General features: G+C 55.8%; 15 protein-coding genes and 1 tRNA gene. 11 read left to right on the top strand and 5 right to left on the bottom strand.

The genetic code is table 11. From position 1 onward, the window contains the following. Positions 1 to 119 precede the first annotated feature (119 nt). The 6 genes from ftsH (at position 120) to V8G57_RS05480 (ending at position 6797) form a co-directional block, all read left to right on the top strand. A complete protein-coding gene (ftsH, locus tag V8G57_RS05505; protein ID WP_092394123.1) occupies positions 120 to 2006 on the top strand; it encodes an ATP-dependent zinc metalloprotease FtsH in 1887 nt (628 codons plus the stop codon). A 112-nt stretch (positions 2007 to 2118) separates the two neighbouring features. Next, a complete protein-coding gene (gene folP, locus V8G57_RS05500) occupies positions 2119 to 2964 on the top strand; it encodes a dihydropteroate synthase (protein WP_342828504.1) in 846 nt (281 codons plus the stop codon). A gap of 45 nt (positions 2965 to 3009) precedes the next feature. After that, positions 3010 to 4347, top strand: a complete 1338-nt coding sequence (gene glmM, locus V8G57_RS05495; RefSeq protein WP_342828503.1) for a phosphoglucosamine mutase — start codon at positions 3010 to 3012, stop codon at positions 4345 to 4347. Between the two features lie 33 nt (positions 4348 to 4380). After that, a complete protein-coding gene (locus V8G57_RS05490; RefSeq protein WP_092394114.1) occupies positions 4381 to 5079 on the top strand; it encodes a winged helix-turn-helix domain-containing protein in 699 nt (232 codons plus the stop codon). Next, positions 5076 to 6431, top strand: a complete 1356-nt coding sequence (phoR, locus tag V8G57_RS05485; RefSeq protein WP_342828502.1) for a phosphate regulon sensor histidine kinase PhoR — start codon at positions 5076 to 5078, stop codon at positions 6429 to 6431. Before V8G57_RS05490 ends, phoR begins: the two co-directional genes overlap by 4 nt. Before the next feature lie 289 nt (positions 6432 to 6720). After that, positions 6721 to 6797: transfer RNA gene (locus V8G57_RS05480), tRNA-Pro, on the top strand. A 328-nt stretch (positions 6798 to 7125) separates the two neighbouring features. On the opposite strand, the gene V8G57_RS05475 is transcribed toward V8G57_RS05480, so the two are convergent. Beyond that, positions 7126 to 8736 (bottom strand): sensor domain-containing diguanylate cyclase, encoded by a 1611-nt coding sequence (locus V8G57_RS05475; protein WP_342828501.1) that lies wholly within the window; start codon positions 8734 to 8736, stop codon positions 7126 to 7128. A gap of 388 nt (positions 8737 to 9124) precedes the next feature. On the opposite strand from V8G57_RS05475, the gene V8G57_RS05470 reads away from it, so the two are divergent. Further along, a complete protein-coding gene (locus V8G57_RS05470) occupies positions 9125 to 9541 on the top strand; it encodes a hypothetical protein (protein ID WP_342828500.1) in 417 nt (138 codons plus the stop codon). Positions 9542 to 9602: 61 nt separating this feature from the next. On the opposite strand, the gene V8G57_RS05465 is transcribed toward V8G57_RS05470, so the two are convergent. The 4 genes from V8G57_RS05465 to V8G57_RS05450 form a co-directional block, all read right to left on the bottom strand. After that, entirely contained in the window at positions 9603 to 11990 is a 2388-nt protein-coding gene (locus tag V8G57_RS05465) for a GspE/PulE family protein (protein ID WP_342828499.1), read from the bottom strand. A gap of 82 nt (positions 11991 to 12072) precedes the next feature. Then, the gene (locus V8G57_RS05460) at positions 12073 to 14616 is read right to left on the bottom strand and encodes an EAL domain-containing protein (protein WP_342828498.1); all 2544 of its coding nucleotides are present in this window, start codon (positions 14614 to 14616) and stop codon (positions 12073 to 12075) included. Then, entirely contained in the window at positions 14613 to 18263 is a 3651-nt protein-coding gene (locus V8G57_RS05455) for a response regulator (RefSeq protein ID WP_342828497.1), read from the bottom strand. The genes V8G57_RS05460 and V8G57_RS05455 overlap by 4 nt, the downstream gene beginning before the upstream one ends. 57 nt (positions 18264 to 18320) lie before the next feature. Next, the gene (locus V8G57_RS05450; protein WP_342828496.1) at positions 18321 to 19595 is read right to left on the bottom strand and encodes an ABC transporter substrate-binding protein; all 1275 of its coding nucleotides are present in this window, start codon (positions 19593 to 19595) and stop codon (positions 18321 to 18323) included. A gap of 424 nt (positions 19596 to 20019) precedes the next feature. On the opposite strand from V8G57_RS05450, the gene V8G57_RS05445 reads away from it, so the two are divergent. Genes V8G57_RS05445 through V8G57_RS05430 form a run of 4 tightly spaced genes read left to right on the top strand, consistent with a single transcriptional unit; the run spans position 20020 to position 24348 of the window. After that, on the top strand, positions 20020 to 21939 hold the full coding sequence (locus V8G57_RS05445; protein ID WP_342828495.1) for a thiamine pyrophosphate-binding protein: 1920 nt from the start codon (positions 20020 to 20022) through the stop codon (positions 21937 to 21939). Positions 21940 to 21948: 9 nt separating this feature from the next. Further along, entirely contained in the window at positions 21949 to 22698 is a 750-nt protein-coding gene (locus tag V8G57_RS05440; protein ID WP_092394090.1) for an SDR family oxidoreductase, read from the top strand. A gap of 25 nt (positions 22699 to 22723) precedes the next feature. Continuing rightward, a complete protein-coding gene (locus V8G57_RS05435) occupies positions 22724 to 23545 on the top strand; it encodes a citryl-CoA lyase (RefSeq protein WP_342828494.1) in 822 nt (273 codons plus the stop codon). Continuing rightward, positions 23542 to 24348 (top strand): citrate synthase family protein, encoded by an 807-nt coding sequence (locus V8G57_RS05430; protein ID WP_342828493.1) that lies wholly within the window; start codon positions 23542 to 23544, stop codon positions 24346 to 24348. The genes V8G57_RS05435 and V8G57_RS05430 overlap by 4 nt, the downstream gene beginning before the upstream one ends. The last annotated feature ends 87 nt before the right edge of the window (positions 24349 to 24435 follow it).

The raw sequence follows: 24435 nt of genomic DNA, 5'->3' as shown, positions 1-24435 counted from the left end.
ATTTATCGTTGGTACGGCCACATATCCTGCCTAGCAAGCCGTATCTATTCCGAGTAAAATCTAATGAATACCTCGAAGCTGTACCTATGTCAGGCGCGCAGCGCGTCCAAGGAGTTCTAGTGAACAACATGTTTTCCAAAGCCGCCATCTGGGTGGTCATCGCCCTGGTGCTTTTCACCGTATTCAAGCAGTTCGACGGCCGAGGACTGGCCAGCGGCGCAGGGCCGATTGCCTATTCTGATCTCATCACTGAAATCAGGGCCGGACATATCACCGATGCGACGATTGAAGGGGGCAACATTGTCGCCAGCACTTCGGACGGCAAGAAAGTGAAAACCGCCATTACGTCGCTGGACCGCGGCTTGATCGGCGACTTGGTCAACAACAACGTCAAATTTGAAGTCAAGCAGCCGGAAGAACCATCGTTCCTGCAGCAGATCTTCATTTCCTGGTTCCCGATGATCCTGTTGCTCGGGGTCTGGATCTTCTTCATGCGGCAGATGCAGGGCGGCGGCAAGGGCGGGGCGTTCTCGTTCGGCAAGTCGAAGGCGCGCATGCTTGATGAAAACAGCAATTCTGTCACCTTTGCCGACGTTGCCGGTTGCGACGAAGCCAAGGAAGAAGTTTCCGAACTGGTCGATTTCCTGCGCGACCCTACCAAATTCCAGAAACTGGGCGGCCGTATTCCGCACGGCGTGCTGATGGTCGGTCCTCCGGGTACTGGTAAGACTTTGCTGGCGCGTGCGATTGCCGGCGAAGCCAAAGTACCGTTTTTCACCATTTCCGGTTCGGATTTCGTTGAAATGTTTGTCGGCGTCGGCGCATCGCGGGTACGCGACATGTTCGAGAATGCCAAGAAACATGCTCCCTGCATCATTTTCATCGATGAAATCGATGCGGTGGGCCGTCATCGCGGCGCCGGCATGGGCGGCGGCAATGACGAACGCGAACAGACGCTGAACCAGATGCTGGTCGAGATGGATGGTTTCGAGGCCAATTCCGGCGTGATCGTGATCGCTGCCACCAACCGTTCCGACGTGCTGGACAAAGCCTTGCTGCGTCCAGGCCGTTTCGACCGCCAGGTGGTGGTCGGCTTGCCGGACATCCGCGGCCGTGAGCAGATTTTGAACGTGCACATGCGCAAAGTGCCGATTTCGACCGACGTCAAGGCCGATATCCTGGCGCGCGGCACGCCTGGCTTCTCGGGCGCCGACCTGGCCAACCTGGTTAACGAAGCAGCCCTGTTTGCAGCCCGCCGCGCCAAGCGCCTGGTCGAGATGCAGGATTTCGAGGATGCCAAGGACAAGATCGTCATGGGCCCTGAGCGCAAGTCTGCCGTGATGCGTGAAGAAGAACGCCGTAATACCGCCTATCACGAATCCGGCCATGCCGTGGTCGCGAAGCTGCTGCCGAAAGCCGATCCGGTGCACAAGGTCACCATCATGCCGCGCGGCTTTGCGCTGGGCCTGACCTGGCAATTGCCAGAGCATGACCGCGTCAACATGTACAAGGACAAGATGCTGGAAGAGATCGCCATCCTGTTCGGCGGCCGTATTTCGGAAGAAATCTTCATGCACCAGATGTCGACCGGCGCGTCCAACGACTTCGAGCGCGCTACCAAGCTGGCGCGGGCGATGGTTACCCGTTACGGCATGTCCGAGACCCTGGGCACCATGGTCTATGAAGATACCGAGCAGGACGCGTACTTCGGCCGCATGTCGGCCAAGACCGTGTCGGAAGCCACCCAGCAAAAAGTCGACGCCGAGATCCGCAGCATCCTCGACCAGCAATACGCCTTGTCGCGCCGCCTGCTGGAGGAAAACAAGGACAAGGTCGAAGCCATGACCAAGGCCTTGCTTGACTGGGAAACCATCGACGCTGACCAGATCAACGACATCATGGAAGGCCTGGAGCCGCGCCTGCCGAAAGCCGGCAGCTCGGTGCGCAAGGCGCCTAGCGACAATTCGTCCGGCGGGGTTTCGCCGAACGCCACCGCACCGGCCTGACCTGGCCCGGAGCGCCTGTCTGGCGTCGCGGTTTGTGAAATGACCATCAGCAAGGGTGAGGAGAGATCCTCGCCCTTTTTGTTTATTTTCGCGTTTTCAATAGAATTTCCATATGCAACAGTATTTTCAATGCGGCCGTTACCGGCTGCCGGTCAACACGCCGCAGGCGCGGCCGCTGGTGATGGGCATACTCAACATCACGCCCGATTCGTTTTCCGACGGCGGGCAATTCCATGCGCTCGAATTTGCCTTGTCGCACGCGGAGCAGATGATCGCTGACGGCGTCGACATCATCGACATCGGTGGCGAGTCGAGCCGCCCCGGCAGCCCGGCGCTGTCGCTGGAAGAAGAGCTGGACCGCGTCATGCCGGCGATTTATGCCTTGCGCGATTGCGGCAAGCCGCTCTCCGTCGACACCTACAAGCCGGCCGTGATGCGCGAAGCGCTCGCCGCCGGCGCCGACCTGATCAACGATATCAACGGCTTGCGTGCGCCCGGCGCCTTGGAAGCAGTAAGCGACAGCGATTGCGGTCTGTGCGTCATGCACATGCAGGCCGATCCGCAAACCATGCAGATCAAGCCCGAGTACCAGGATGTGGTGGGCGAAGTCAGCGCTTTTTTGCATGAGCGGGTGGCGGCGCTGGAGCAGGCGGGGATCAGCCGGAATCGCATCAGCATCGATCCAGGCTTTGGTTTTGGCAAGACCTTGGCGCATAATGTTGCCTTGTTGCAAAGCATGGGAGATATCCAGCGTGCGCTGGACTTGCCCTTGCTGGCAGGCATGTCGCGTAAGACCATGCTGGGACAGCTGACCGGCAAGCCGTTGGAGCGGCGCCTTGCCGGCAGCCTGGCGGCGGCTTTGGCGGCGGTTTCGCAGGGTGCTAAGATAGTCCGGGTGCATGATGTGGCCGAGACGGTGGACGCGCTCAAGGTATGGCAGGCGGCGCAGCGGACATGAGCAGCAAGACGGTTATGATTGAAATGCATGTGACTGAGGGTTGAGATGACAAGAAAATATTTTGGTACCGATGGTGTGCGCGGGCGCGTCGGCGTAGCGCCGATTACGCCGGATTTTGTAATGAAGCTGGGTTACGCCGCGGGTAAGGTGCTGGCCCAGGCCAAATCGGGAACCGGCAAGCCAACCGTGCTGATAGGTAAAGATACCCGGGTCTCCGGTTACATGCTGGAAGCCGCGCTGGAGGCGGGTTTTGCCGCCGCCGGCGTCGACGTGATGCTGGCAGGCCCCATGCCGACGCCGGCGATTGCCTACCTGACGCGCGCCTTGCGCTTGTCGGCCGGGGTGGTGATTTCAGCGTCGCATAATCCGTACGAAGACAACGGCATCAAATTTTTCTCGGCGCAAGGGAACAAGCTGGCGGATGCGGTGGAAACCGCCATCGAAGTTGCGCTGGAGCTGCCGATGGTTTGCGTGTCGTCGGATAAGCTGGGCAAGGCAAAGCGCCTGGACGACGCGCCTGGACGTTATATCGAATTCTGCAAAAGCACGTTCCCCAACGAGCTCGACCTGCGCGGACTGACCATCGTGGTCGATAGCGCCCACGGCGCCGCCTACCATATTGCGCCGTACGTATTCCACGAGCTGGGGGCGGAAGTCATTTCTATCGGCAACCAGCCCAACGGCTTCAACATCAACGCCGGTTTCGGCTCCACCGCGCCGGACGCGCTGGCGCTGGCGGTGCGCTCCAACCGCGCGGACATCGGCATTGCGCTGGACGGCGACGCCGACCGCCTGCTGATGGTCGATGCCGGCGGCCGCATCTACAATGGCGACGAGCTGTTGTATGTGATGGTCAAGGACCGCATGAAGTCCGGGCCGGTCAAAGGGGCGGTCGGCACCCTGATGACCAACATGGCGCTGGAAGTGGCGTTCCGCCAGATGGGCGTCGAGTTTGCGCGCGCCAAGGTCGGCGACCGTTATGTGCTGGAAGTGATGAAAGAGCGTGGCTGGATCCTGGGCGGCGAGGGCTCCGGCCATCTGCTTTGCCTCGACAAACATACCACCGGCGACGGCATCGTGTCCGCGCTGCAGGTCTTGTCGGCCTTGAAGCGCGACGGCGAAACGCTGGCGCAGCTGACTGCCGATATGACGCTTTACCCGCAAACCTTGGTCAACGTGAACGTGAGCGCAGGTTTCGACTGGCAGAAGAATCCGGCGATGGTGGCGGAGAAAGAAGCGGTCGAGCGTGAGCTCGGCGATAACGGGCGCGTGCTGATCCGCGCCTCGGGCACCGAGCCGCTGATACGCGTCATGGTCGAAGCCAAGGATGCTGACCTGGCGCAAGCGATGGCGCGCCGGATCGCCGCTAAAGTCACGTCCTGACGATCGACTTCCACTGAATAGAGCCTATTGCCGATGTCGAAATATCAAACCCACATCCTGATCGTCGAAGATGAACCGGGCATCGCCGAGCTGCTGCGGTTTACGCTCGACGACGCCGGCTTTTCCTGCGAAATAGCGTATAGCGCCAGCGAAGCGCGGCAGGCGATCGTCGGGGTCTTGCCCAAGGCCGTGCTGCTGGACTGGATGCTGCCTGACACCTCCGGCCTGGCGCTGCTGCAAGAGTGGCGCAGCCAGCCGCGCAGCGCCACCTTGCCGGTCATCATGCTGACGGCCAAGGGGATGGATGAAGACAAGGTGCGCGGGCTCAATGCCGGCGCCGACGACTATGTCACCAAACCGTTTTCACCCAAGGAACTGATTGCCCGGATCCAGGCGCTGCTGAGGCGCAAGATCCCGGAACTCGGACAAAGCCTGCTCAGCCACGGCTTGATCCAGATAGACACCGACCGTTACCAGGTGACGGTCGACAGCCAGGAAATCGAACTGGACCAGGCTGAGTTCAAGCTGCTGCGTTTCCTGGTGGCGCATCCGGACCGGATTTTCTCGCGCGCGCAGTTGCTCGATAAAGTCTGGGGCGACCATACTTTCATCGAAGAGCGCACGGTGGACGTCCACATCATGCGCCTGCGCAAATCGCTTGGCCTCGCCGCCGATTACGTGAAGACCGTGCGTGGCGTCGGCTATAAGCTCAACGCCGAGCCGGCAGCGTGACAAGAGCCAGACCCGGAGCCAGACCCGGAACCAGGCCCGGAGCCGGCGCCAGCACCCGCAGCGCGCGCAAATTCTGGGTGCCGGCGCTGCTCTGGTTTGGCTTGCTGTCCCTGATTGCGGTAGCGGTCGCCGCGGTTGGCGGCGCTATTGTCGGCCTGCTGTTCTTTAGCTTGTCGCTGGCAGGCTTGCTGTTCCTGCAGATGTGGTCGCTGTACCAGATCGAACGCTGGATGGATACGCCGGTCGGCGGCCGCCGGCCGAAAACCTGGGGATTGTGGGCGCACGCATTTGCTGCGCTGGAAGACATCCGCCTGGAAGACGAGCGCTCGCGGGCCGAGATGGCGGAATGGCTGGCGCGCTTTCGGCAAGCCATGAGCTTGCTGCCGGACGGTGTGGTGATCGTCGATGGCGTGATGCATCTGGAGTGGTGCAATCCCGCGGCGCAAACCCACCTGGGGCTGGACCTGAAGCGCGACGAGGGGCGTTTGCTGACCAACCTGATACGTTCTCCCGATTTCGTCGATTACATGCTCTCGGGGCGTTTCGAACAGCCTTTGCCGTTCATGCATCACGACAGGAAAATCCTGGTGCAGCTGATTTCATTCGAAAGCCGGCGCCAGATCCTGGTCACCCACGATGCCACGCAAAACGAAAAAATGGATACCATGCGGCGCGATTTCATCGCCAATGCATCGCATGAACTGCGCACGCCGCTGACAGTCATCAATGGCTTTCTCGAACATGCGCTGAGCAGCGAAATGAGCGAAGAAACCCGGCAGCGCCAGTTGCATCTGATGGCTGAGCAGGGGCAGCGCATGCAAAGGCTGGTGGCCGACATGCTGACCCTCACCAGGCTGGAATCGCTGGTGCAGCCGCCATCGAACGACACGGTGCGCATCAAGCCGTTGCTGAATCGTTTGGTGGAAGAGGCCAGGGCCTTGTCCGGCGGCAGGCACAGCATCACTTTGCAGGTGCAGGACGTCGACCTGAAAGGCAATCACGATGAGCTGGAAAGCGCGTTTGCCAACCTGCTTTCGAATGCGGTCCGGTATACCCCGGACGGCGGCCGCATCGATGTCAGCTGGGGCATGGAAGAAGAGTGCGCCAGCCTGGTGGTTGCCGACGATGGCATCGGCATCGCGGCCGAACACCTGAGCAGGCTTACCGAACGTTTCTACCGCGTCGACAAAACCCGGTCACGCGCTACACAGGGAACCGGCCTCGGCCTGGCGATCGTGAAACATGTCCTGCTGCGCCATCGCGGCCGCCTTGAAATCACTTCCGAGTATGGCAAGGGCAGCCGTTTCAAGGTGAGTTTCCAGCGCGCGCAACTGGCGCTGCGGCAAGACTGATGAATTTTATAAATGATTTTGGCGCGGCGATTTTTGCGTGATATCGCTGCTTCTTTCCGTAGATTTGCCGATGTTTTAAGCAGAACCAAAAGCAGGCTGAAATTTTTGCCGAAATATGCGTTTTTCTCTCGCATATTTTTCCAAATTCTGGTCTAATCCGTCTCTCAAGTTTTTCAGCAGATAAGCTTTTGGCGGTACCGTTATTGGGTTGGTTTTTGCGGCAGGATTTGAAAATTTCCCTGTATAAAAATTTGACAAAAATCGGAATACTGTTTATTATCTTGCTTCTCGGAGTGTAGCGCAGCCCGGTAGCGCACCTGGTTTGGGACCAGGGGGTCCAAGGTTCGAATCCTTGTACTCCGACCATATTTAAGTTGTAAGATCAATGACTTGGAAGAGAAATCTTCCGAGTCATTTTTCTTTGCGCGCGATTTTTTTGCACGACTTTCCGTTGATTACCCTGCGCAGCCTGGGGATATTCCGCGTTTTCCGCACAAGATTTGCCATCTCGATAAGCCGTGCAATTGTCGGCGTAGCATAGTGCGCCGACATGTTGTTTACCCCATGGCCCATCAATACCGCCCGGTCCTCGGAAAGGATGCCGGCATCACGCAGGCGCTGCCCAAATGTGCGCCCTGAAAGCCCTCAGGGTGAGGGCATATTATGCGGGACTTGCAAAGAGTCACTGACCACTTTACAGGATGGCAGATGGCTCCTGCTCGGGGGCGGATCGATGGGGGCCAGTAGCGCTTTGGTTTTCGCAAACGCGATCACGCCCGCTGGATTTTGCCGCGTAAAGGGCCTTGTCGGCCGCCTGTATCAGCTCTAACGGATTGTCCAGGTTCTGAATGGGGATAAACGCATCAACGCCTGCGCTGACGGTGACCACGCCGGCCGAATTGCCCGTATGCTCGATACCAAGATTGTGGATTTCCAAACGGATTTTTTCTGCAATGGTCATTGCTCCGCGTACGTCAGTACCGGGAAGCAGAACGCCAAGCTCTTCCCCGCCGTAGCGGGCAGCGACGTCGCCAGGCCGGTTCTGATTGGTTTTGATTACCTGGCTGATTTTTCGCAAGCATTCATCGCCTGCTGCGTGACCGTATATGTCGTTATATTGTTTGAAGCAGTCAACATCGATCATGATGAGCGCCAATGAACTTGCCTCTCGCACCGCGCGGCTGAATTCCTTGTCCAGCGCGAGGTCAAAATGACGACGATTTGCGAGTCCTGTGAGACCGTCTTGCAATGCGAGCCTTTCGAGCGTCTGGTTGAGTGTTTCCAATGCATCCCGTGCTCGTACAAGTTCTGCTTCGGCATTCAGGCGTTGCTTGATTTGGCCCACGAGGTGGAATCCCAGCATGCTCAATACGATGAGCAGTATCCCCACGCCGGTGGAGTGCAAATAGGTATCCGTGAGCCAATCTGCGAGGATTTCATCTTCCGACAACGCCGTGGCGACGAACAAGGGATAGTGCTCCAAGTGTCGAAAGCTATTCAGACGCCTCACGTTGTCTAGCGCAGAAACGATAACAATCGTGCCGCTGGCCTTCTTCGCTACGTTGTCGCGAAACAGGGGGATGTTTGCAATATTTTTTCCATTGGTATCGGCCAAAAGCGGCCGGCGGGTCAGCATGATGCCATTGTTTAGCCCAAGCACGATCACGCCGTGCTGGCCAATCTCGAAGCTTTTGTAGAATTTGTTGAAATAATCCATGTTGATGGTGGCCAGCGCAACGCCGGCGAAGCTGCCGTCTGCATGTTCGATCCTGCGCGAAACGGTAATGATCCATGCGCCCGTTGAACGGCTTCGGATCGGCAGTCCAATGTACGGTTTCGGATCGGCGTGGGTGCTGTGATAGATGAAATAATCGCGATCCGAATTGTTAACGTTGGATGGCATGGCCGGTAAGGCGTTAACCAGCCAATTTCCTTTTTCGTCATAGACGAACAAGCCTTGGAGCTGAGGCAATTCTATAACCCTCCGCACCAGCAGCTCATGCATGCGCCGCAGGGCCTCGGGACCGGTACCGTCCGTTTGTACCCGTTCAACCAGGCCCACCAGCGTGGTGTCGGCTGCTTTAATCGTGTCGTCGGCGTGCTGTGCTATGGCTCGCGTCATGTTAGACGTGGAAATTCCCATCTCGCGCAGCTGAATATTGCGGGCGGTCCAGCTTCGCCAGCCATCAATGAATACCAAAGATAGACAGACAAGAACGACGAAAATTAAGGCCAACGACGTAATTGGGATCCGTTTGGTCACTAATTCTGTTTGCCGCGCCAATGTGTCTCGAAGACCGTTCATGATTTTATGGGGAGCTGATTACAAGTTTAAAAGTCGGCGTGTCTCTCTTCTGTCGCATAACCACGCGCTTGCGGATACCGGAAAATATTTTCATGTGGAAACTATTATTGATCATAGGGCGGCATAGATCAATGCAATAGTTATTTATTAATTGCTTGGTGCCGCCGCGTTGGCGTGTGCTGTGTTGCCCGTTCGCTGCCTTGCCCGCAAGAAAATTTCCCCATCAGCTGCCGGTTACAGGTGATCGTAACGATTAAATAGGTGTAGAATTGATTCCAAATGGCAACATTTTGTGGGTTATTGTCGAACGTCAAGACTGACGCCAATCATTTGCCGGTGCCAATAGAACAGCTATTTCAACTCGGCATTCCCTCTTTTAGGAGGTGTTATGGACTCAATTCCATTCGAAAAAGTCTCGGTCTCGGAAGCAAAAGCCGTACTTGATGCAGAGCAGCGCAGGAAGCAAGAAAAGAATTGGGACCAATTGCGCCGCTTGCATGAGCCTGCCGATTTGAAATTGCAGGAACGGACATACAATTGGTTGCTGTCGCTGCCTACGGAAATCTGGCCTTTATGGCTCATCAAACATTATCCGCGTATCGCCAATCAATTTGCCGCAGTTTGGCCGCGGCATGCCGCCAGTGAAAAACTGTTTGCTGAACTCTTGCTGGATCAACGAGGCACCCGCAAAGGTTTTCCTGCAGATGTCTCCAGGGAAATCATGGCTTTGAAGCTGTATTACGACACACAAAAAGTTCCAGCTGCCAAGCAGCTGAGCCCGCTGGAAAAGGCAAACGACGCTTGATTACGCCGAATCATCCGCCTCCTTGGAAGGGATTGATCTGGCAGGCCTGCCATTATTCGTCTTAGAGCATTCTTACTTGCTCCCAGTCGGTCAGGCCTTGAAATATTTTATCGATCCCGTCCTGTTTCAAGGTACGCATGCCTTCCCCAATGGCGGTTTGCAATATTTCGGGGACATTCGCTTTGGCATGGATTTTTTTCTTGATGGCGGGACTGTTGACCAGTAATTCGTGTACGCCCAATCTGCCTTTATAACCGCTCTTGTCACATTTTTCGCATCCCACGGCCTTGTATAACGTGAGAACAGTGCCGTCGTCGCCATATTGTTTTTGCCATTGCGCTGCTACGTCGTCTTCCCGGAGTCCGGTTTCCAGGCAATATTCGTAAGCAAGCATCTTGATTTGCTCGGCGGTGGCGGAATAAGGCTGGCGGCAGCTTGTACACAATTTACGCGTGAGCCGTTGACCGACTACGCCTAACAGCGCATCTGCAAAATTAAACGGATCCAGGCCGAGATCCAATAACCTGACGACGCTTTCGACCGCACTGTTGGTATGCAATGTGGAAAATACCAGATGCCCGGTTAGTGAAGCTTCAATGACGGTCCGGGCCGTTTCCGGGTCCCTTGTTTCTCCTACCATGATGACATCGGGATCGGCTCGCAAAAAGCTCCGCAATACGGCGGCGAATGTCAGGTCGATTTTTGCGTGAACCTGTACTTGCCGCAGGCCTTTCTGGGTAATTTCTATAGGGTCCTCGACCGTCCATATTTTTCGTTCGCTGGTATTGATATAACTGAGCAAGGAATGCAAAGTCGTCGTTTTACCTGACCCGGTGGGGCCGCAGACGAATAGCAGGCCATGAGGTTTCAGGGCAAGTTTCTTGAGTCCTTCCAGCACCGCGGTAGACAGGCCCAGTGCGTCCAGGGATAAGGCCTTTGGCGCTGCGAGTATGCGCATCACGATATCTTCCAGGCCTTCCGTAGTCGGCATGGTGACGACTCGCAGTTCAATTTTCGCAGGACCAAACTGCTCAAAATTCAGTTTCCCATCTTGTGAGCGGCGCTTCTCGGAAATGTCGAGGCGGCTCATGATCTTAAGGCGGGAAACCAAGGCATTACGGTAGTTGGCCGGAATGTTCGAATAATCGACCATGATGCCGTCCTTGCGAAAGCGGACCCGGGTGGGCTCATTGCCTTTCATGACTTCGATATGGATGTCGGAGGCGCCTTGTTCGAATGCATCGAGGATGATCTTGTTGACCAGGCGAACCGTGGCGTTGTCGGATTCGGTAATGACCTCACTGCCAACCTGGCTTGGCTCGGCGCTGCCGCCATCATCCATTTTAGAAACAAACTCTGCGATATCCTGACGTTCCCCTTGCCGGCCATAAAATCTTGGAATGACCTCGGCCAGGTCAGTCTCCGACGCCATGACGGGATCAATCGTCAGCTTGGAAAAAAATGATAATGCCTTCAACGCTTCCGACGACAGCGGATCTTCCATTGCCACCACCATGCGCGACTGGGTTCGGTATAGCGGCATGACAATGTATTTTCGTGCCAGGTCGGCAGGCACTACCTTGGTTAAATTCAAGTCAAACTGGAACTGGGGCAGGGTAACGAAGGGGATGCCAAGCTTTTTCGCCAATATTCTTTTAATGCTTTCTTTGGTGACAAAACCCATGCCGACAAGGATTTCTCCCAGGTGCAGCTTTCTGTCTTCATGTTGTTTCTTTAGCGCTTGCGCCAGCTGTTCAACGGTGATCAAATTCTCTTGAACCAATGCTTCCCCAAGCTTGAGGTGAGGCATCGATCTTTGTTTTTGCAACGCCTTTTCCACTTCCGCTTCTGAGACAAGGCTTTCCAGCTGCAGATATTCGCCCAGCTTGGATTCCCGCAGCTGGCCTTGCTTCTTCAAGCCCGCATCGACAGCGTCCGCCGACGCCATTCTGGTGTCTATCAGCATCTGGCCAAGCTTGTCGCCAATTTGATAATTGGCAATTGCTTCTGTTGGAATAAACCAGCGCAAAACGTTGTTGCCGACGCCAACAAGAAATAGAAAGAGCCCGATTTCACGCGGAACGTAACCTATCGTTTCGGATAGCAGATGTTCTCCGTCCTTGAACGTAATCACGCATTTTTGCCGAATCGGGATGGGCAAATCTCCTTGTGTTTCGACCGTTGAAGGCAATTCCATTTTCTTTAACTCTATCGGCGACGTTAAGCGGATACTTTTGAAATTGGAAAAGCCGATACGCAAGTTGCCGCCGGCACGTTCCGGATGAAATTCTATCGATGAGGTTTCCAGGTCAAAACCCAGCAGATTTCCGACCTTCCGGTTACCGTCGTTCATGGTAACGATGCATGGCGCCTTGCCATTGTCCGCAGCCGAGGTTGCAGAGATTGATTCGAAGTGTGGCGGCAGTGGCCAGCCGAAATCGGTATCCATGGACTTCTCCGTTTTGATTCAAAAACTGTCGCATTCCAAGAAAAATTATCGTTTGGCGTAACGCTTGGCGAGTTGCGATTCCTTATTTCAAAGCGGGTGCGCTGATGGGCTTGGTGTCCTGTTTCGGATTTTTACCCATCGTGCGTGCTTCGTAGCGACGAAACGACTCTCCAACATGCTGCCGCAGCAATCGGTCATCCCACGGCTTCGTCAGGAATTTATAAACGGCTGCCTCGTTAATTGCGCCGGTCGCCAGCTGTATTTCGGAGTAACCGGAAAGCATGATGCGGACTATATGCGGATAGAGTCCTCTGACCCGGCTTAAGGGATCGATTCCGGGTATTTCAGGTTTACCCAGGTCAGATACAATGACGCCCACAGGATAGATCGCTAGCATTTCCAACGCTTCAAGCGGACTGTTTGTGCTGAAAATTTGATAGCCGTCCGGTAGAAAAAGACGATTGAGGGAGGCCTGTATTTCCTCATCGTTGCAGACCAGCAGCAGGGTGCGCTTGAGTTGCTCGCTGCGTTGGTTGTCATCAAGGAGATGTGTTCCTGCGCTAAGCAACGCATCCATTTCTTCTATCGGCAATGGGCGGCTGAAATAATACCCTTGCATGGTGTCGCATCGGTTGCTGCTTAAAAACCCCAATTGGCCTTCTGTCTCCACCCCTTCGGCAACTGTCGTCATATGAAGGGACTCGGCCATGGCAATGATAGATTTGGTGAGCGAGGCGCCATCGACGCTGTTGGTCACGTCGGTGATGAACGACTTATCGATCTTCACTACATCGAAGGGGAATTCCTTGAGATAGGAAAGACTCGAATATCCGGTGCCGAAATCGTCCAGCGTTAACACCACGCCTATCTCTTTGAGCTGACGCAGTGTTTTTACCGCGGTCTGTCGATCCCGCATGAGCACGCTTTCTGTCAGTTCCAGTTCCAGATATTCAGCGGCGAGGCCGCTATCAAGCAGAGCGCTACGCACGAGTTCGACAATATTCTGTTGTCGAAATTGCCGCGCTGATACGTTGACTGCCATGCTCAGCTCAAGATGCCCTGCAACTTGCCAGGCCTTTGCCTGGACGCAAGCCGTTCTCAATACCCACTCGCCCAAGGGCACAATTAATCCCGTCTCTTCCGCCAAGGGGATAAAGCTGTCCGGGGGGATCAAGCCGACCCCCGGGCGACGCCAGCGCAGCAGCGCTTCAACGCCATTGACTTGTCCACTTTTAAGATCGACCTTGGGTTGGTAGAAAAGCTCGAATTCATGCCGTACGACGGCTTGGCGCAGCGCATTTTCGAGCTCCGCCTGTTCCTCTACCTGAACGCCCATTTCACGGGTATAGAGCTGGAAGCAATTCCGGCCCTTTTCTTTCGCACTGTATAACGCAGCATCTGCCGTTTTCAGCAATGTTTCGCTATTGCCGCCATCCTCAGGATAAATACTCACTCCGATGCTGGTCGTGACATGCAGCGTATGATCGCCGACCAGGAACGGCGAGGAAAACGCATCTAACACTCTTCGCACTGCCGTGTCCGTATCATCGGAGGCGCTGAAAGCCGGCAGCATGATGACGAATTCATCGCCTCCTATTCGCGCTACGGTATCCTCTTCGCGCGTCGCTGTTTTGAGCCTGGCAGCAACCGCCTTCAACAAATTGTCGCCTGCGGGGTGGCCGAAATTGTCGTTAACAAATTTAAATCGATCCAAATCGAGAAACATCACAGCCATGTGCTGGCCGGCACGGTTCGCATGAGCGATTGACTGCGTAATGCGATCGCTCAGCAAGTTGCGGTTGGGCAGGTCTGTAAGCGCATCATGGTTGGCCAGGTATTCGATCCGCGCCTCGTGCATCTTACGTTCAGTGATGTCTTGCAAAGTGCCGCGGAGTGTCAGGATCCGGCCTTGCTCGCGCAACGCTTCCGCCTGTTGGAGCACAATCCTCTCGTCTCCGTTGGGGCGTGTAATACGGTGCTCCAGGCTATAGCTGATGCCTTCAGTGCGCAAATTCATGAAGGAATAAATCAGCTTGGGCTGCTCATCGTTGGGCGCCACTTGCAGCAGCGATTCAAACCGTGGCGGACTATTACTCTCGTCGAGTCCCAGGATCCTGTAGACTTCCGGGGACCAGTAACCGTCGGCGCTTTCCGGGCTATATTCCCAGTTTCCCACATGGGCCAATCCCTGGGCATACGTCAGGCTCGCCTCGCTGCGCGCCAGGTCCTCCAGGGCTTCGCTGGCCCGTAACAGATATCGCACTCGATGCGGCAGCAATTTCCAGCGCATGGGCTTGGAAAGAAAGTCGGTAGCCCCAGCCTCAAATGCCTGCGTAATCGACTCGTCATCGTCGTTTCCGGTAAGGACGACAATCGGTATGCGCTTGCCGTCAAGCAGTCCACGTATGCGCTTGCAGCAAGCAAATCCGTCCATTCCGGGCATGCTGACGTCTAATAGAATGATGTCAGGCTGGAGGCGTTGAAACGCCTCGATGCCTTCGATGCCGCTTGCGGCTTCTTCCACCTTGAAACCCTCAGGTTCGAGCGCTTCTACAACAAGCATGCGTGTCATCGCATCGTCGTCAACGATGAGAACCACGGTAACGTCTTTAGTTTCCTTAGTCATGCGGCAACCCTTTCCAGAGCGAGCGCCACAAGGACGCGGTCAAGTTCTTCCATTGCTCCATCAAATGGTGCGGCGGTTGCCGCCACATCCGCAGAGCGCGCTAGTTGTTCGATTTCACGGCAGTACGCCGCAAGCACCATGGCGCCGACATTTGCACTAGTCGATTTCAGCGTATGTGCAGCACGCTGCAAAGCGTCAGCATCATTCGCCGCAATGGCGTTACGCATTGCGGAAAGCAACCGGGGAGCATCGAGGTTGAACATGTCGACAACCCGGGTGAGTACGTCGGGGCGGCCCGGCTTTTGCAGTGCGCGCAAGACTTGCAGCGCCTTGGGGTCGATGGTGACGGCTTCCGGCGTGGCTGATATGGCTGGAATCTCGTCGGCGATCGGAGTGGAGCTTGGCGCCTTTCTTTCATCTCGAGTCCAGTGCGCGAGCGTCTTTAATAATATGTCGCGGCGGAACGGCTTCGAGATATAGTCGTCCATGCCCGCTTCAAGGCAGCGTTCCCTATCGCCGCCAATGGCATTTGCCGTCAGTGCAATAACGGGAATGCGATGGCCGCCGGTTTCGTTTTCTCGCCGGCGTAGCTCGCGGGTCGCTTCGAAGCCGTCCATTTCCGGCATTTGGCAATCCATCAATACGACATCAAAATCGCTGCTCGCAAGCATGGATAGCACCACGCGACCGTTCTCGGCTGCGGTGACGTGGTATCCGGTATCTTCAAGCATTGCTATGGCGATTTCCTGATTGATCGCATTGTCCTCAGCCAGCAGCACTCGGACCGTTATCCCGGGGAGCAGATTGGTTGCCGCAGCTGGTGCAGGATCGATCGCCTTTAGCATGGGCTGCGCGGTAGTTGGGGTGCCGGCTCCGGTTGCGGCGATGATGCAGTCGTAGAGGTCGGTTCCACGTACCGGTTTGTTAAAACAGTGTTCGATGCCCAGTTTGCGGGCAAGATTGATGTCGTCGACGGTGTCGAACGAAGTGAGCATGACAATCTTCGGCTGAAAGAGAGAAGTATCGGCTTGGATCGCGTGTACCAGGGCAATGCCGTCCATGACAGGCATGCGAACGTCGATGATCGCTACGTCAAAATGCTTGTCGCCGGCTGCGGCGGCGCGTAGCTGATCCAAAGCTTCCGCGCCGCTCGATACGCTCACGGCATCCATATTCCATTCGCCCGCATGCTCCAGGAGAATACTGCGGTCGGTCGCATTGTCATCGACAATCAGCATCCTCAATCCGGCCAGGGATGTCCGTACGGCAGGAGCATGGGACGATATTTCCTCGGCCAGCCGCTCCAGGAGCAAGGTGACCGAAAAAATGGACCCCTGACCCGGCGAACTCTTCAATTCGATTGTTCCTCCCATCATTTCGACGAGCTGCTTGGTGATGACAAGACCTAATCCGGTGCCGCCGTACTTCCGTGAAGTTGAACTATCCGCTTGCTGGAAGGGTTGAAAAAGATGCGCGGCCACCTCCGGTGCTATGCCTATGCCAGTGTCAGAGATCGAAAAACAGATACGGTCGCGATCGTCGCAGCGCACATCGACCACAATTTCTCCACGATCAGTGAACTTGATGGCATTGTTGATCAGATTCGTGATGATTTGGCGCACCCGAACCGAGTCGCCTCTCACATTTTGCGGCAGGTCCTCTGCCATAAGAAGGATGAGATCAAGGCCCTTGCGTTGAGCGCCATGAGCAAGCAGGACAACGACATCGTCGATCGTCTGTCTCAAGTTGAATCCGATTTTCTCCAGTGTCAGCTTGCCTGCTTCGATTTTTGAAAAATCGAGAATGTCGTCGATAACCGTCAGAAGCGACTCGCCAGAGCGGTAAACCGAGTCGACGAAGCGTCGCTGCTTGGCATCCAGCCTGGTACGCAACAATAGTTCAGTCATGCCCAGCACGCCGTTCATGGGAGTGCGGATTTCGTGGCTCATCTTGGCTAAAAACTCCGACTTCGCCTGGTTGCCAGCCTTTGCTTCCGCAGTCGCGTGCTTGAGCTGCGCGTCACGCCGCTCAATATTCTCGAGCATGCTGTTAAAACCGTTGATCAGTATTCCGATTTCGCCCGTACCGTGCTCGAGCACCCGCAAAGAAAGATCCTTCCCGCCTCGTATGCGTTCGATCGTGGCGGACAGGCTGGAAAGCGGGTGCGCGATCGACGTTCCGATCTTGGTATTGACAGCGATGCCGGCGAAAGCCAGTAATAATGTTGCGATCACAATCACGACAAACGATCTATTTACCGAACTCTGCAAATTCGATACGACGCCTTGCTGTTGCTTGCCGATGTTTTCCACTTGCAAGTCGCTGTAAGCAAGTTTTTTCATCGAGACGGCATTGACCTGTTCGACGATTTCGCGTAACGCAGCGTCACTTGCAAGCACACGCATCTTTGCCGTGATGATTCTTTCAGATCCTTCATTGAGTACCTGGATAAGCCGGTTGATGGCATTGGCATCGGCAATGTATTTGTTCTGCTGCGTGCCCAACAGCTCCTTTCTAAACAAAGAATCACTCTCTTTCAATTCTTTTGCCTGGATCCTCGCAGCAGTCACGCTCGTTTTTAATTCAGACTCCGATTCGCTCAGGATCACCCCCCCGATTGCGCTATTCAACTCGTTGACATCAATGGTGATGGCATTTCCAGCGTCTTTCACGCGCGTCGCCTTTTGCAAGAATGCAGTGGCTTCTTCAAGTTTGTGGCGGTCGCGGACCAGTTGCATTTCAATCGGATCGATAGCCTCGGATACTTTCGCATCAATGGATTCAAATTCCCGAATGATGTTTGCTTTTTCCGAAAAATAGCCGGCCTCTGAGGCAGCGTTCGACAGTGTGTTGGAGCGCAACGCGATCAATCCGCCTTTATTGTTGAGGACACGTTCAGTCAATGCCGAAATGGCGTCGCCTATTTCCTTCATTTTTGTCGTGCCGTCCTGCGCATAAGCAAGCCCTTTAATCGCATTTTCCGCAGCTTTCATGCGTTCTTTCAAAGGGGTAAGCCGATAACGGTTCTTTACTGTTTCAATCTCATCGATGATGATGATCATGTCTTTCACGCGCATTCTGATACCGGAGAATTCTTTGATAATCTTGTTCGACGAAAGACTTGCCTGCTGCGCCGCGGCGACCACTGTTTCCGCCTGCGTATTCAGCGTGCCAATACTGGTCTTGATGGTGCTTATCGAGCGCTCTATGTTCTTTAGCGTCTCTTTGATGTTGTGCGCCTCGTCCTTGAATATTTCGGTATCCTGTAGACGGTCGCCGACCGCAAGATTCATCTTTCCCTGCATCGCCTCATATAATGCAGGATTGATGTCAATCCCTTGCTGATCCATTTCTTGGATATTGCTCGTAAGAGTTCTGATCGACTTGATATTGCTGGCGATTGCCGATGAAGACTGTTCTTGCTGCTGACGATCTGTCGACATGCCGAGTTTGAAAAAATTGTCTGACGTTCTTTCGATGGTGCGCTGCAGTTCGCCTGTTTTCAATTGCAGGGGCAGCGATTCCTTGGTAAGCCGGTACACGCTCGAAGAAACGCCGTTCAAGGCGATGAGGCTAGCCGCCGCGATCGCGATCACTCCTAATAGCAGCAATCCTGTACTCGCAAACAGCTTTGTTCTGATTTTCACCAAGACCTCACTTTTGCAACGCGCGGTTCGTTCTTTTCAAGTCGGCTGTCTTGTGTGCTACTTTGGAATTGTGTCGATCGAGGTTATTTTCCCTTGCGATATTCTGGTCAAGAATACCGAATTGGATGCTTGATGATTATCCGGGCCGAGATTGAATTGCAGGCCGCCGATATCCAACCCCTTGATCGATTCGAAGGCGTGGATCAGTCCCGGCCGTGTCAACGCCGGCCCGGTCCTGTCCAAGGCGATGACCATGGCCTTGGCGCTGATACACCCTTCGAAATTGACAAATCCGAGTTTTTCTCCCGGAGCATATTTATTGATGAGTGCCGCGCATTCCCTGGCGAGCGGCAAGTCATGATTTTGCGGGAACGGGACCACTTGCGATATGACGACCCCATCGCCGTCGGTGCCGACCAGCCTGACCAGATTGTCGGTGCCGACGAACGACACGGTCGCTAAACTGGCTTTCAACCCTTCGGTTCTCGCATTTTTGATGAATGTCGACAGCGGCGTATAGGGTCCGACCATGATCACAACGTCGGGCTTGCTCTCTATTAATGTGGCAAGCCCAGCCTGGATTGCAGTCGTCCCGCGTTGGAAAGTCGCCTTTGCCACGATTTCAATGCCGCGCCGTTTTAATGCCATCTCGGTTCCGGCCAGGACCGACAGGCCGAATCCATCGTCTTGGTAAAACACGGCAAAACGTTTGGCGCCTCTGTCCTTGATGAAATGATCAACCAGGATTTCCGTCTCATCGCCATAGCTGGCGCGCAGATTGATCACTTCAGGAATGACTGGCTTGCGTAACAGCATCGCGCCGCTGAAGATACCCACGAGGGGGATCTTGGTGTCCTTGATGATAGGCAGAACGGCGTTGGCGGTTGGCGTGCCGACATATCCGAACAGAGAAAAAACATTTTCCTGGTCGATCATTTTCAATGTTGCATCGATTGCCTTGTCGGGATCGTAGGCATCGTCATCCACCAGTAGATTTATCTGTCGCCCGTGAATCCCGCCATTGGTGTTGACGTCGTTGAAAACCGCCATGGCGCCAATCCGCATGCCTTGGCCCAGTCCGGCGGCCGCCCCGGATTGCGCATTAACCATGCCCAATCGAATTTCAGTGTCGGAAATTCCCGGATCCGCAGCGAATGACTGGCCTGCAAGCATCGTGCTAAACATGAAAAAGATAAGCGATTGCCTTACCACCAGTTGCCTCCTAAATCCGTTGTCAGCTCTGTAAATATGGACGAGAAAATTGACATCAGGCTGTCCATGCAGCCATGGCAATAGTTGCCTTTTGTCTATAGTCGGCCAGAAAAATAACAAGGCAGTTCATGATCGACATATAGCCCCCACACACATATGGCATGGCAATGACCGTGGCCGATTTTCCCCTGGTGAATAGCAGGTTGCATCCGACGGCTGGGCAGTTCAATAGCCATTAACCGCTTTTTTAACATTAATGCTTTAGATGTCACAAAAACAGCTGTCAATATTGATAGGTGGCAACATATTAATAAGCTGGCAATATTAGACATCAAGATTAAGAAGTGATCAGCATTTGCCGCCTGTGGTTTTTTGCCTATTTATCTTCGGCTGCTGGCTGCTGGATGCCGGCATTGCATATCTTCTTGGTCTGGATCGTTGTTGAAGTGCGTCGACCGGATTCTTTGCTTTGTGATTTGTTAAGACAAGACTACACTTAATTTCCATGTGGGAATATTTTTTCTTGCCCATTGGCCCTGTGAGGATGAGCGGTGCACATTGCCGTACCGCAGCAATCTTCCTGCCATCAGGAGAGGGATTTGGTATGGGTGCTGATAATTTTCCGGTATATGACGATATGCCGAGGAAGAATTGGGAGCGGCCTTCCGAGCCACCCATGGTAGTCGCCGACCTGCTGGTGGCCTATCTGGACCAGATGGAAATCGAATGTGTCTTCGGTGTTCCAGGCGGGGCCATCGAGCCTTTTTTCGATGCCCTTGCCAGAAGCAGCCGCAGGGGGGGAGTGCGCCATGTCCTGGCGCGGCACGAAGCGGGAGCTGCCTACATGGCCGACGGTTATGCCCGTGAAACCGGCAAAATCGGCGTCTGCTGCGCCACCTCCGGCCCCGGCTCCACCAATTTGATTACCGGGGTGGCCTGCGCCTACGATAACAATATTCCCTTGCTGGTGATTACAGCGCAGCCAGCCCTGCCTACTTTCGGCAAGCATCCGCTGCAAGAGTCGACTTGCACCGGCGTCGATACGCTGGGCATGCTGCAGCACTGCACACACTACAATTCCCTGGTGTCCCATCCGCAGCAGTTCGAAAACAAGCTCATGACTGCTCTGCAGCGCGCCATCCGCACACCGGTCGGGCCGGTGCACTTAAGCATACCCATCGATGTGTTTCGCAGCCCGAATACGCAGTTGGCTCCCTCTTACGATTTACAAGCGCTTTTGCAGCCGTCGGCGTCGGTGGACGACGAAGCGCTGGCAACGCTGCTCCTGATGCTCTCCAGGGCCGAAAATATCGTCTTGCTAATTGGCGTGGGTTGCGGCGAAGCTATCGGTTCCATACTCCAGTTCGCCGACCTGAGCGGTGCTGCCGTGATTACCACGCCGGACGGCAAGGGCCTGGTAAGCCCGCGGCATCCGCTTTTTCGCGGCGTATTCGGTTTTGCCGGCCACGCCTCCGCCGAGACGGCGATACGGGACAAATCGGTCGACCTGATCATGGCGATCGGCACCGGGATGGGGGAGTGGAGCAGCGGCGGCTGGAGCGACGGTTTGCTCAATTCACGGCTGGTGCACATCGACGATACCGAGGAGCATCTCAGCCAGACCCCGATGGCGCGCTTTCACATGCGGGGACGGATCCTGTCAATTTTCAATCGGCTGGTCAAGCATATGCAGGACGTTCGCCGTTCCGGCAATTTCGAGTATGAACAGAGGCGCTTCGTTCGCAAGCAGCATAGCAGCCAATGGGAGCCGGACACCATGCTGATTGCTCCCAAAAAATACGAGAGCAGCGTCATACCGATTTTGCCGCAACGGCTGATGCGCGAATTAAGCCGGCTGTTTCCGCCGACCACGCGTTTCCTTGCCGATACCGGCAATAGCGCCGCCTGGGCGATTCATTATTTGCAACCCCGGGACAGGCGCATATCCGAAAGACGCCAGGGCGGGGGGGGGAGCGTCCGCGCGCCGGGACGGCGCAAGACCTACGGCGGCTGGCTGCGCGTCATCATGAATTTTGCACCGATGGGCTGGGCTATCGGCGGGGCCATCGGCACCGCCATTGGCAATCCAAAAATGCCTGTGGTATGCATTACCGGAGACGGTAGTTTCTTGATGAACGGCCAGGAAATATCGGTAGCCGTCGCCGAAAAGCTGTCCGTGATTTTTGTTGTCCTCAACGACCAGGCCTTGGGAATGGTCAAGCATGGCCAGCGGCTGGCAGAAGCCGAGCATATCGGCTGCGATTTGCCGCCTACCGATTTCGCTGCCCTGGCGCGGGCCATGGGAGCCGAAGGGCATACCATTCATGCGCCTGAAGATCTGGCCAAGCTAGATATCGCTGCGATGTGCGCGCGACCGGGGCCGACGCTGCTGGACGTGCTGATAGACCGCGACGAGGTGCCTCCAATAAATCTTCGCATGCGGGTTCTCGCTGGAACTCTATAAGGAATAGACATGGGCAAACTGGACGGCAAGACGGTACTCATCACAGGTGGTTCCAGCGGCATCGGTTTGGCAAGCGCAAAGCTTTTCCTGGAGCAGGGCGCCCGCCTGGCGATTACCGGGCGTGATCCGGATGGCTTGGCGCGCGTCCGGGAGGAGCTGGGCGGCGACGTCCTGACGATCCGCAGCGATACGGCGAATCTCACCGAAATAGCATCCTTGATGCAGCAGGTAGAGCGCCGCTTCACACGTCTGGACGTCCTGTTCGTCAATGCCGCCATCGCCACCGCAGCGCCAATGGAACTGGTCTCTGAAACACAATTTGACGACATCATGGGAATCAACTTCAAGGGAGCGTTTTTCACCATCCAGAAAGCGTTGCCGTTGTTTAGCGGGGCGGCATCCATCATTGTCACCACCTCTATCGCCAACCAGCTGGGATCGCCGAATTTCAGCGTCTACGGCGCCAGCAAAGCCGCCTTGCGCTCGCTGGTGCAGTCGTTGGCGCTGGAGCTGATCAGTCGCGGGATCCGGATCAATGCGATCAGTCCTGGCCCCATCGCCACACCGATCTTCGACCGCTTCGGCCTGCCGCCCGCCGTAGCCGACGGCATAAAAACCGAGATTGCGCAAAAGTCTCCGAGCAAACGTTTCGGCCTTCCGTCAGAGGTAGCCAAGGTTGCCCTGTTCCTGGCTTCGGACGATGCGGCCTACGTGGTCGGCGAGGAAATCGTTGTCGATGGCGGCATGAGCCTGCTTTAGCAGTTTCTTTCGAATAAGGAATCAGATGAACGATAAAGAAAGCCCGCACAGCATCCGCAGCAGCGTCTGGCAAGAAGAAGCTGAAACGGACAACCCTTTTGCTGCCGCAGCCTGTTATTGCCGAGGTTACGATGTCTATGGCGATTTGCTCGGCAAGATCGGTTACATCGAATACCTGTATCTCCTGTTCAAGGGCGAACGCCCGCAACCGGCCGTGGCCGCAGTCTTGGAGACATTAGCCGTAGCCTTGGCCAACCCCGGCCCACGCGATCCTTCTGTACACGCGGCGATGGCGGCCGGCGTCGGCGGCTCAACCGCTGCCTCGGTGCTCATGGCAGCGCTGGCTGTCGGCGCCGGTTCGCACGGCGGGGCGCGAGAAATCTTCCTGGCATTGGAGGCATGGAAGAAGAATGGGAACGAACTTGCAAACTGGCGCTCCGCTCTTGCCAGCCCGGCCGCACCGACCCGCCTGCAAGTCTGGCCTGAGCCAGGCCACCCTCCAGGATTCGACCCCTATGGCAAGAGCTGCGCAAATCCGGTACGCCAGACCCTCTCGCAATTGGTCGCGATGATGCCCGCAGGCCACCTGGCGTGGCTGTTGCAAGAAAGAGAGGCGTTGGAATCGATGGCCGGCCACCCGCTGGCGATGACCGGCGTGGCCGCCGCCGCGCTTGCCGATATCGATTTTTCTGCCAGCGAAGGTGAGATGCTGGCCTTGCTGCTGCGGCTGCCGGGCGCGGCCATCCATGCTTTGGAACAAGGCAGGCAGGGTTTTCGCCAGTTTCCTTTCTTTGAACTGGATCTGGAAAACGATCCCGGCCCGGCCTTCGCCAGGGAGCAAGCATGAGAAACATCTTGCTGGACTATGAAGGTCCCCTGCGCACCACGATGGGCGCATGTTTCCCGGGGGAGCGCGCGGTATTTCGCGGACACGATCTGCATGCCGATCTGAAGGACATGGATTGGATCGCGCTATATGCCTTCGGCATCACCGGGCGTCGCTACTCGCCTGAGCAAATAACCGTCCTGCATGCGCTCTGGACTTATACCAGTTACCCGGATCCCCGGTTGTGGAACAACCGCGTTGCCGCCCTGGCGGGTAGTGCCCGCAGTACCGGCGCGCTCGGCATTGCCGCCGCGATCGCGGTTTCGGAAGCCAGCATTTATGGATGGCAGCCGGAATTCGCTGCGGCAGATTTCCTGGTCCGCGCCCATGACCGCATCAATGCCGGGGAGTCGCTGGAAGCAGTTCTGCAGCAGGAGCTGCTGCAGCATCGACGCATCCTGGGGTACGGCCGTCCGGTGGCGACATTGCAGGTGGATGAACGTATTCCGGCGATTCTCGCGCGCATGGAAAGCGAAAAAATGGCGCAGGGTCCGTATCTTCGATTGGCCTTTGATATTGAACGGGAGCTGTCTCGAATGGGGCGCCGGTTACCGATTAACTATGCAGCTGTCGTCGTGGCCATCCCCTTGGATCTGGGCTTTTCTCCGCGCGAGTGTTATTTATTCCTGCTTCCCTCGTTCATGGCGGGCATGCCTCCTTGTTATCTGGAGGCCAGTGAACGCCCGGCAGGAGCGACATTTCCGTTGCGCTGTTCACAGCTGCGTTACGAAGGACCCGGGCGACGGCTCTGGCAGGAAGAGTAAGACAGCAAGAATAAGGCAGCTGATGCGGGAGGATGAGGAGCAGCGGCTCGACATCCTGTGATACCTGGGTTCCATCGAATGAGGCAG

The organism is Collimonas rhizosphaerae (assembly GCF_038896935.1).
GTDB lineage: Bacteria > Pseudomonadota > Gammaproteobacteria > Burkholderiales > Burkholderiaceae_D > Collimonas > Collimonas rhizosphaerae.
Note: the sequence above shows the minus strand (reverse complement) of the source record. Positions and strands in the feature narration are given on the sequence as shown.

Excerpts from the sequence above, each read along its gene's own strand:
- folP (WP_342828504.1), top strand. The coding sequence starts at position 2,119 with ATGCAACAGTATTTTCAATGCGGCCGTTACCGGCTGCCGGTCAACACG.
- glmM (WP_342828503.1), top strand. The coding sequence starts at position 3,010 with ATGACAAGAAAATATTTTGGTACCGATGGTGTGCGCGGGCGCGTCGGC.
- V8G57_RS05490 (WP_092394114.1), top strand. The coding sequence starts at position 4,381 with ATGTCGAAATATCAAACCCACATCCTGATCGTCGAAGATGAACCGGGC.
- V8G57_RS05475 (WP_342828501.1), bottom strand. The coding sequence starts at position 8,736 with ATGAACGGTCTTCGAGACACATTGGCGCGGCAAACAGAATTAGTGACC.
- V8G57_RS05470 (WP_342828500.1), top strand. The coding sequence starts at position 9,125 with ATGGACTCAATTCCATTCGAAAAAGTCTCGGTCTCGGAAGCAAAAGCC.
- V8G57_RS05465 (WP_342828499.1), bottom strand. The coding sequence starts at position 11,990 with ATGGATACCGATTTCGGCTGGCCACTGCCGCCACACTTCGAATCAATC.
- V8G57_RS05460 (WP_342828498.1), bottom strand. The coding sequence starts at position 14,616 with ATGACTAAGGAAACTAAAGACGTTACCGTGGTTCTCATCGTTGACGAC.
- V8G57_RS05445 (WP_342828495.1), top strand. The coding sequence starts at position 20,020 with ATGAGCGGTGCACATTGCCGTACCGCAGCAATCTTCCTGCCATCAGGA.
- V8G57_RS05440 (WP_092394090.1), top strand. The coding sequence starts at position 21,949 with ATGGGCAAACTGGACGGCAAGACGGTACTCATCACAGGTGGTTCCAGC.
- V8G57_RS05435 (WP_342828494.1), top strand. The coding sequence starts at position 22,724 with ATGAACGATAAAGAAAGCCCGCACAGCATCCGCAGCAGCGTCTGGCAA.
- V8G57_RS05430 (WP_342828493.1), top strand. The coding sequence starts at position 23,542 with ATGAGAAACATCTTGCTGGACTATGAAGGTCCCCTGCGCACCACGATG.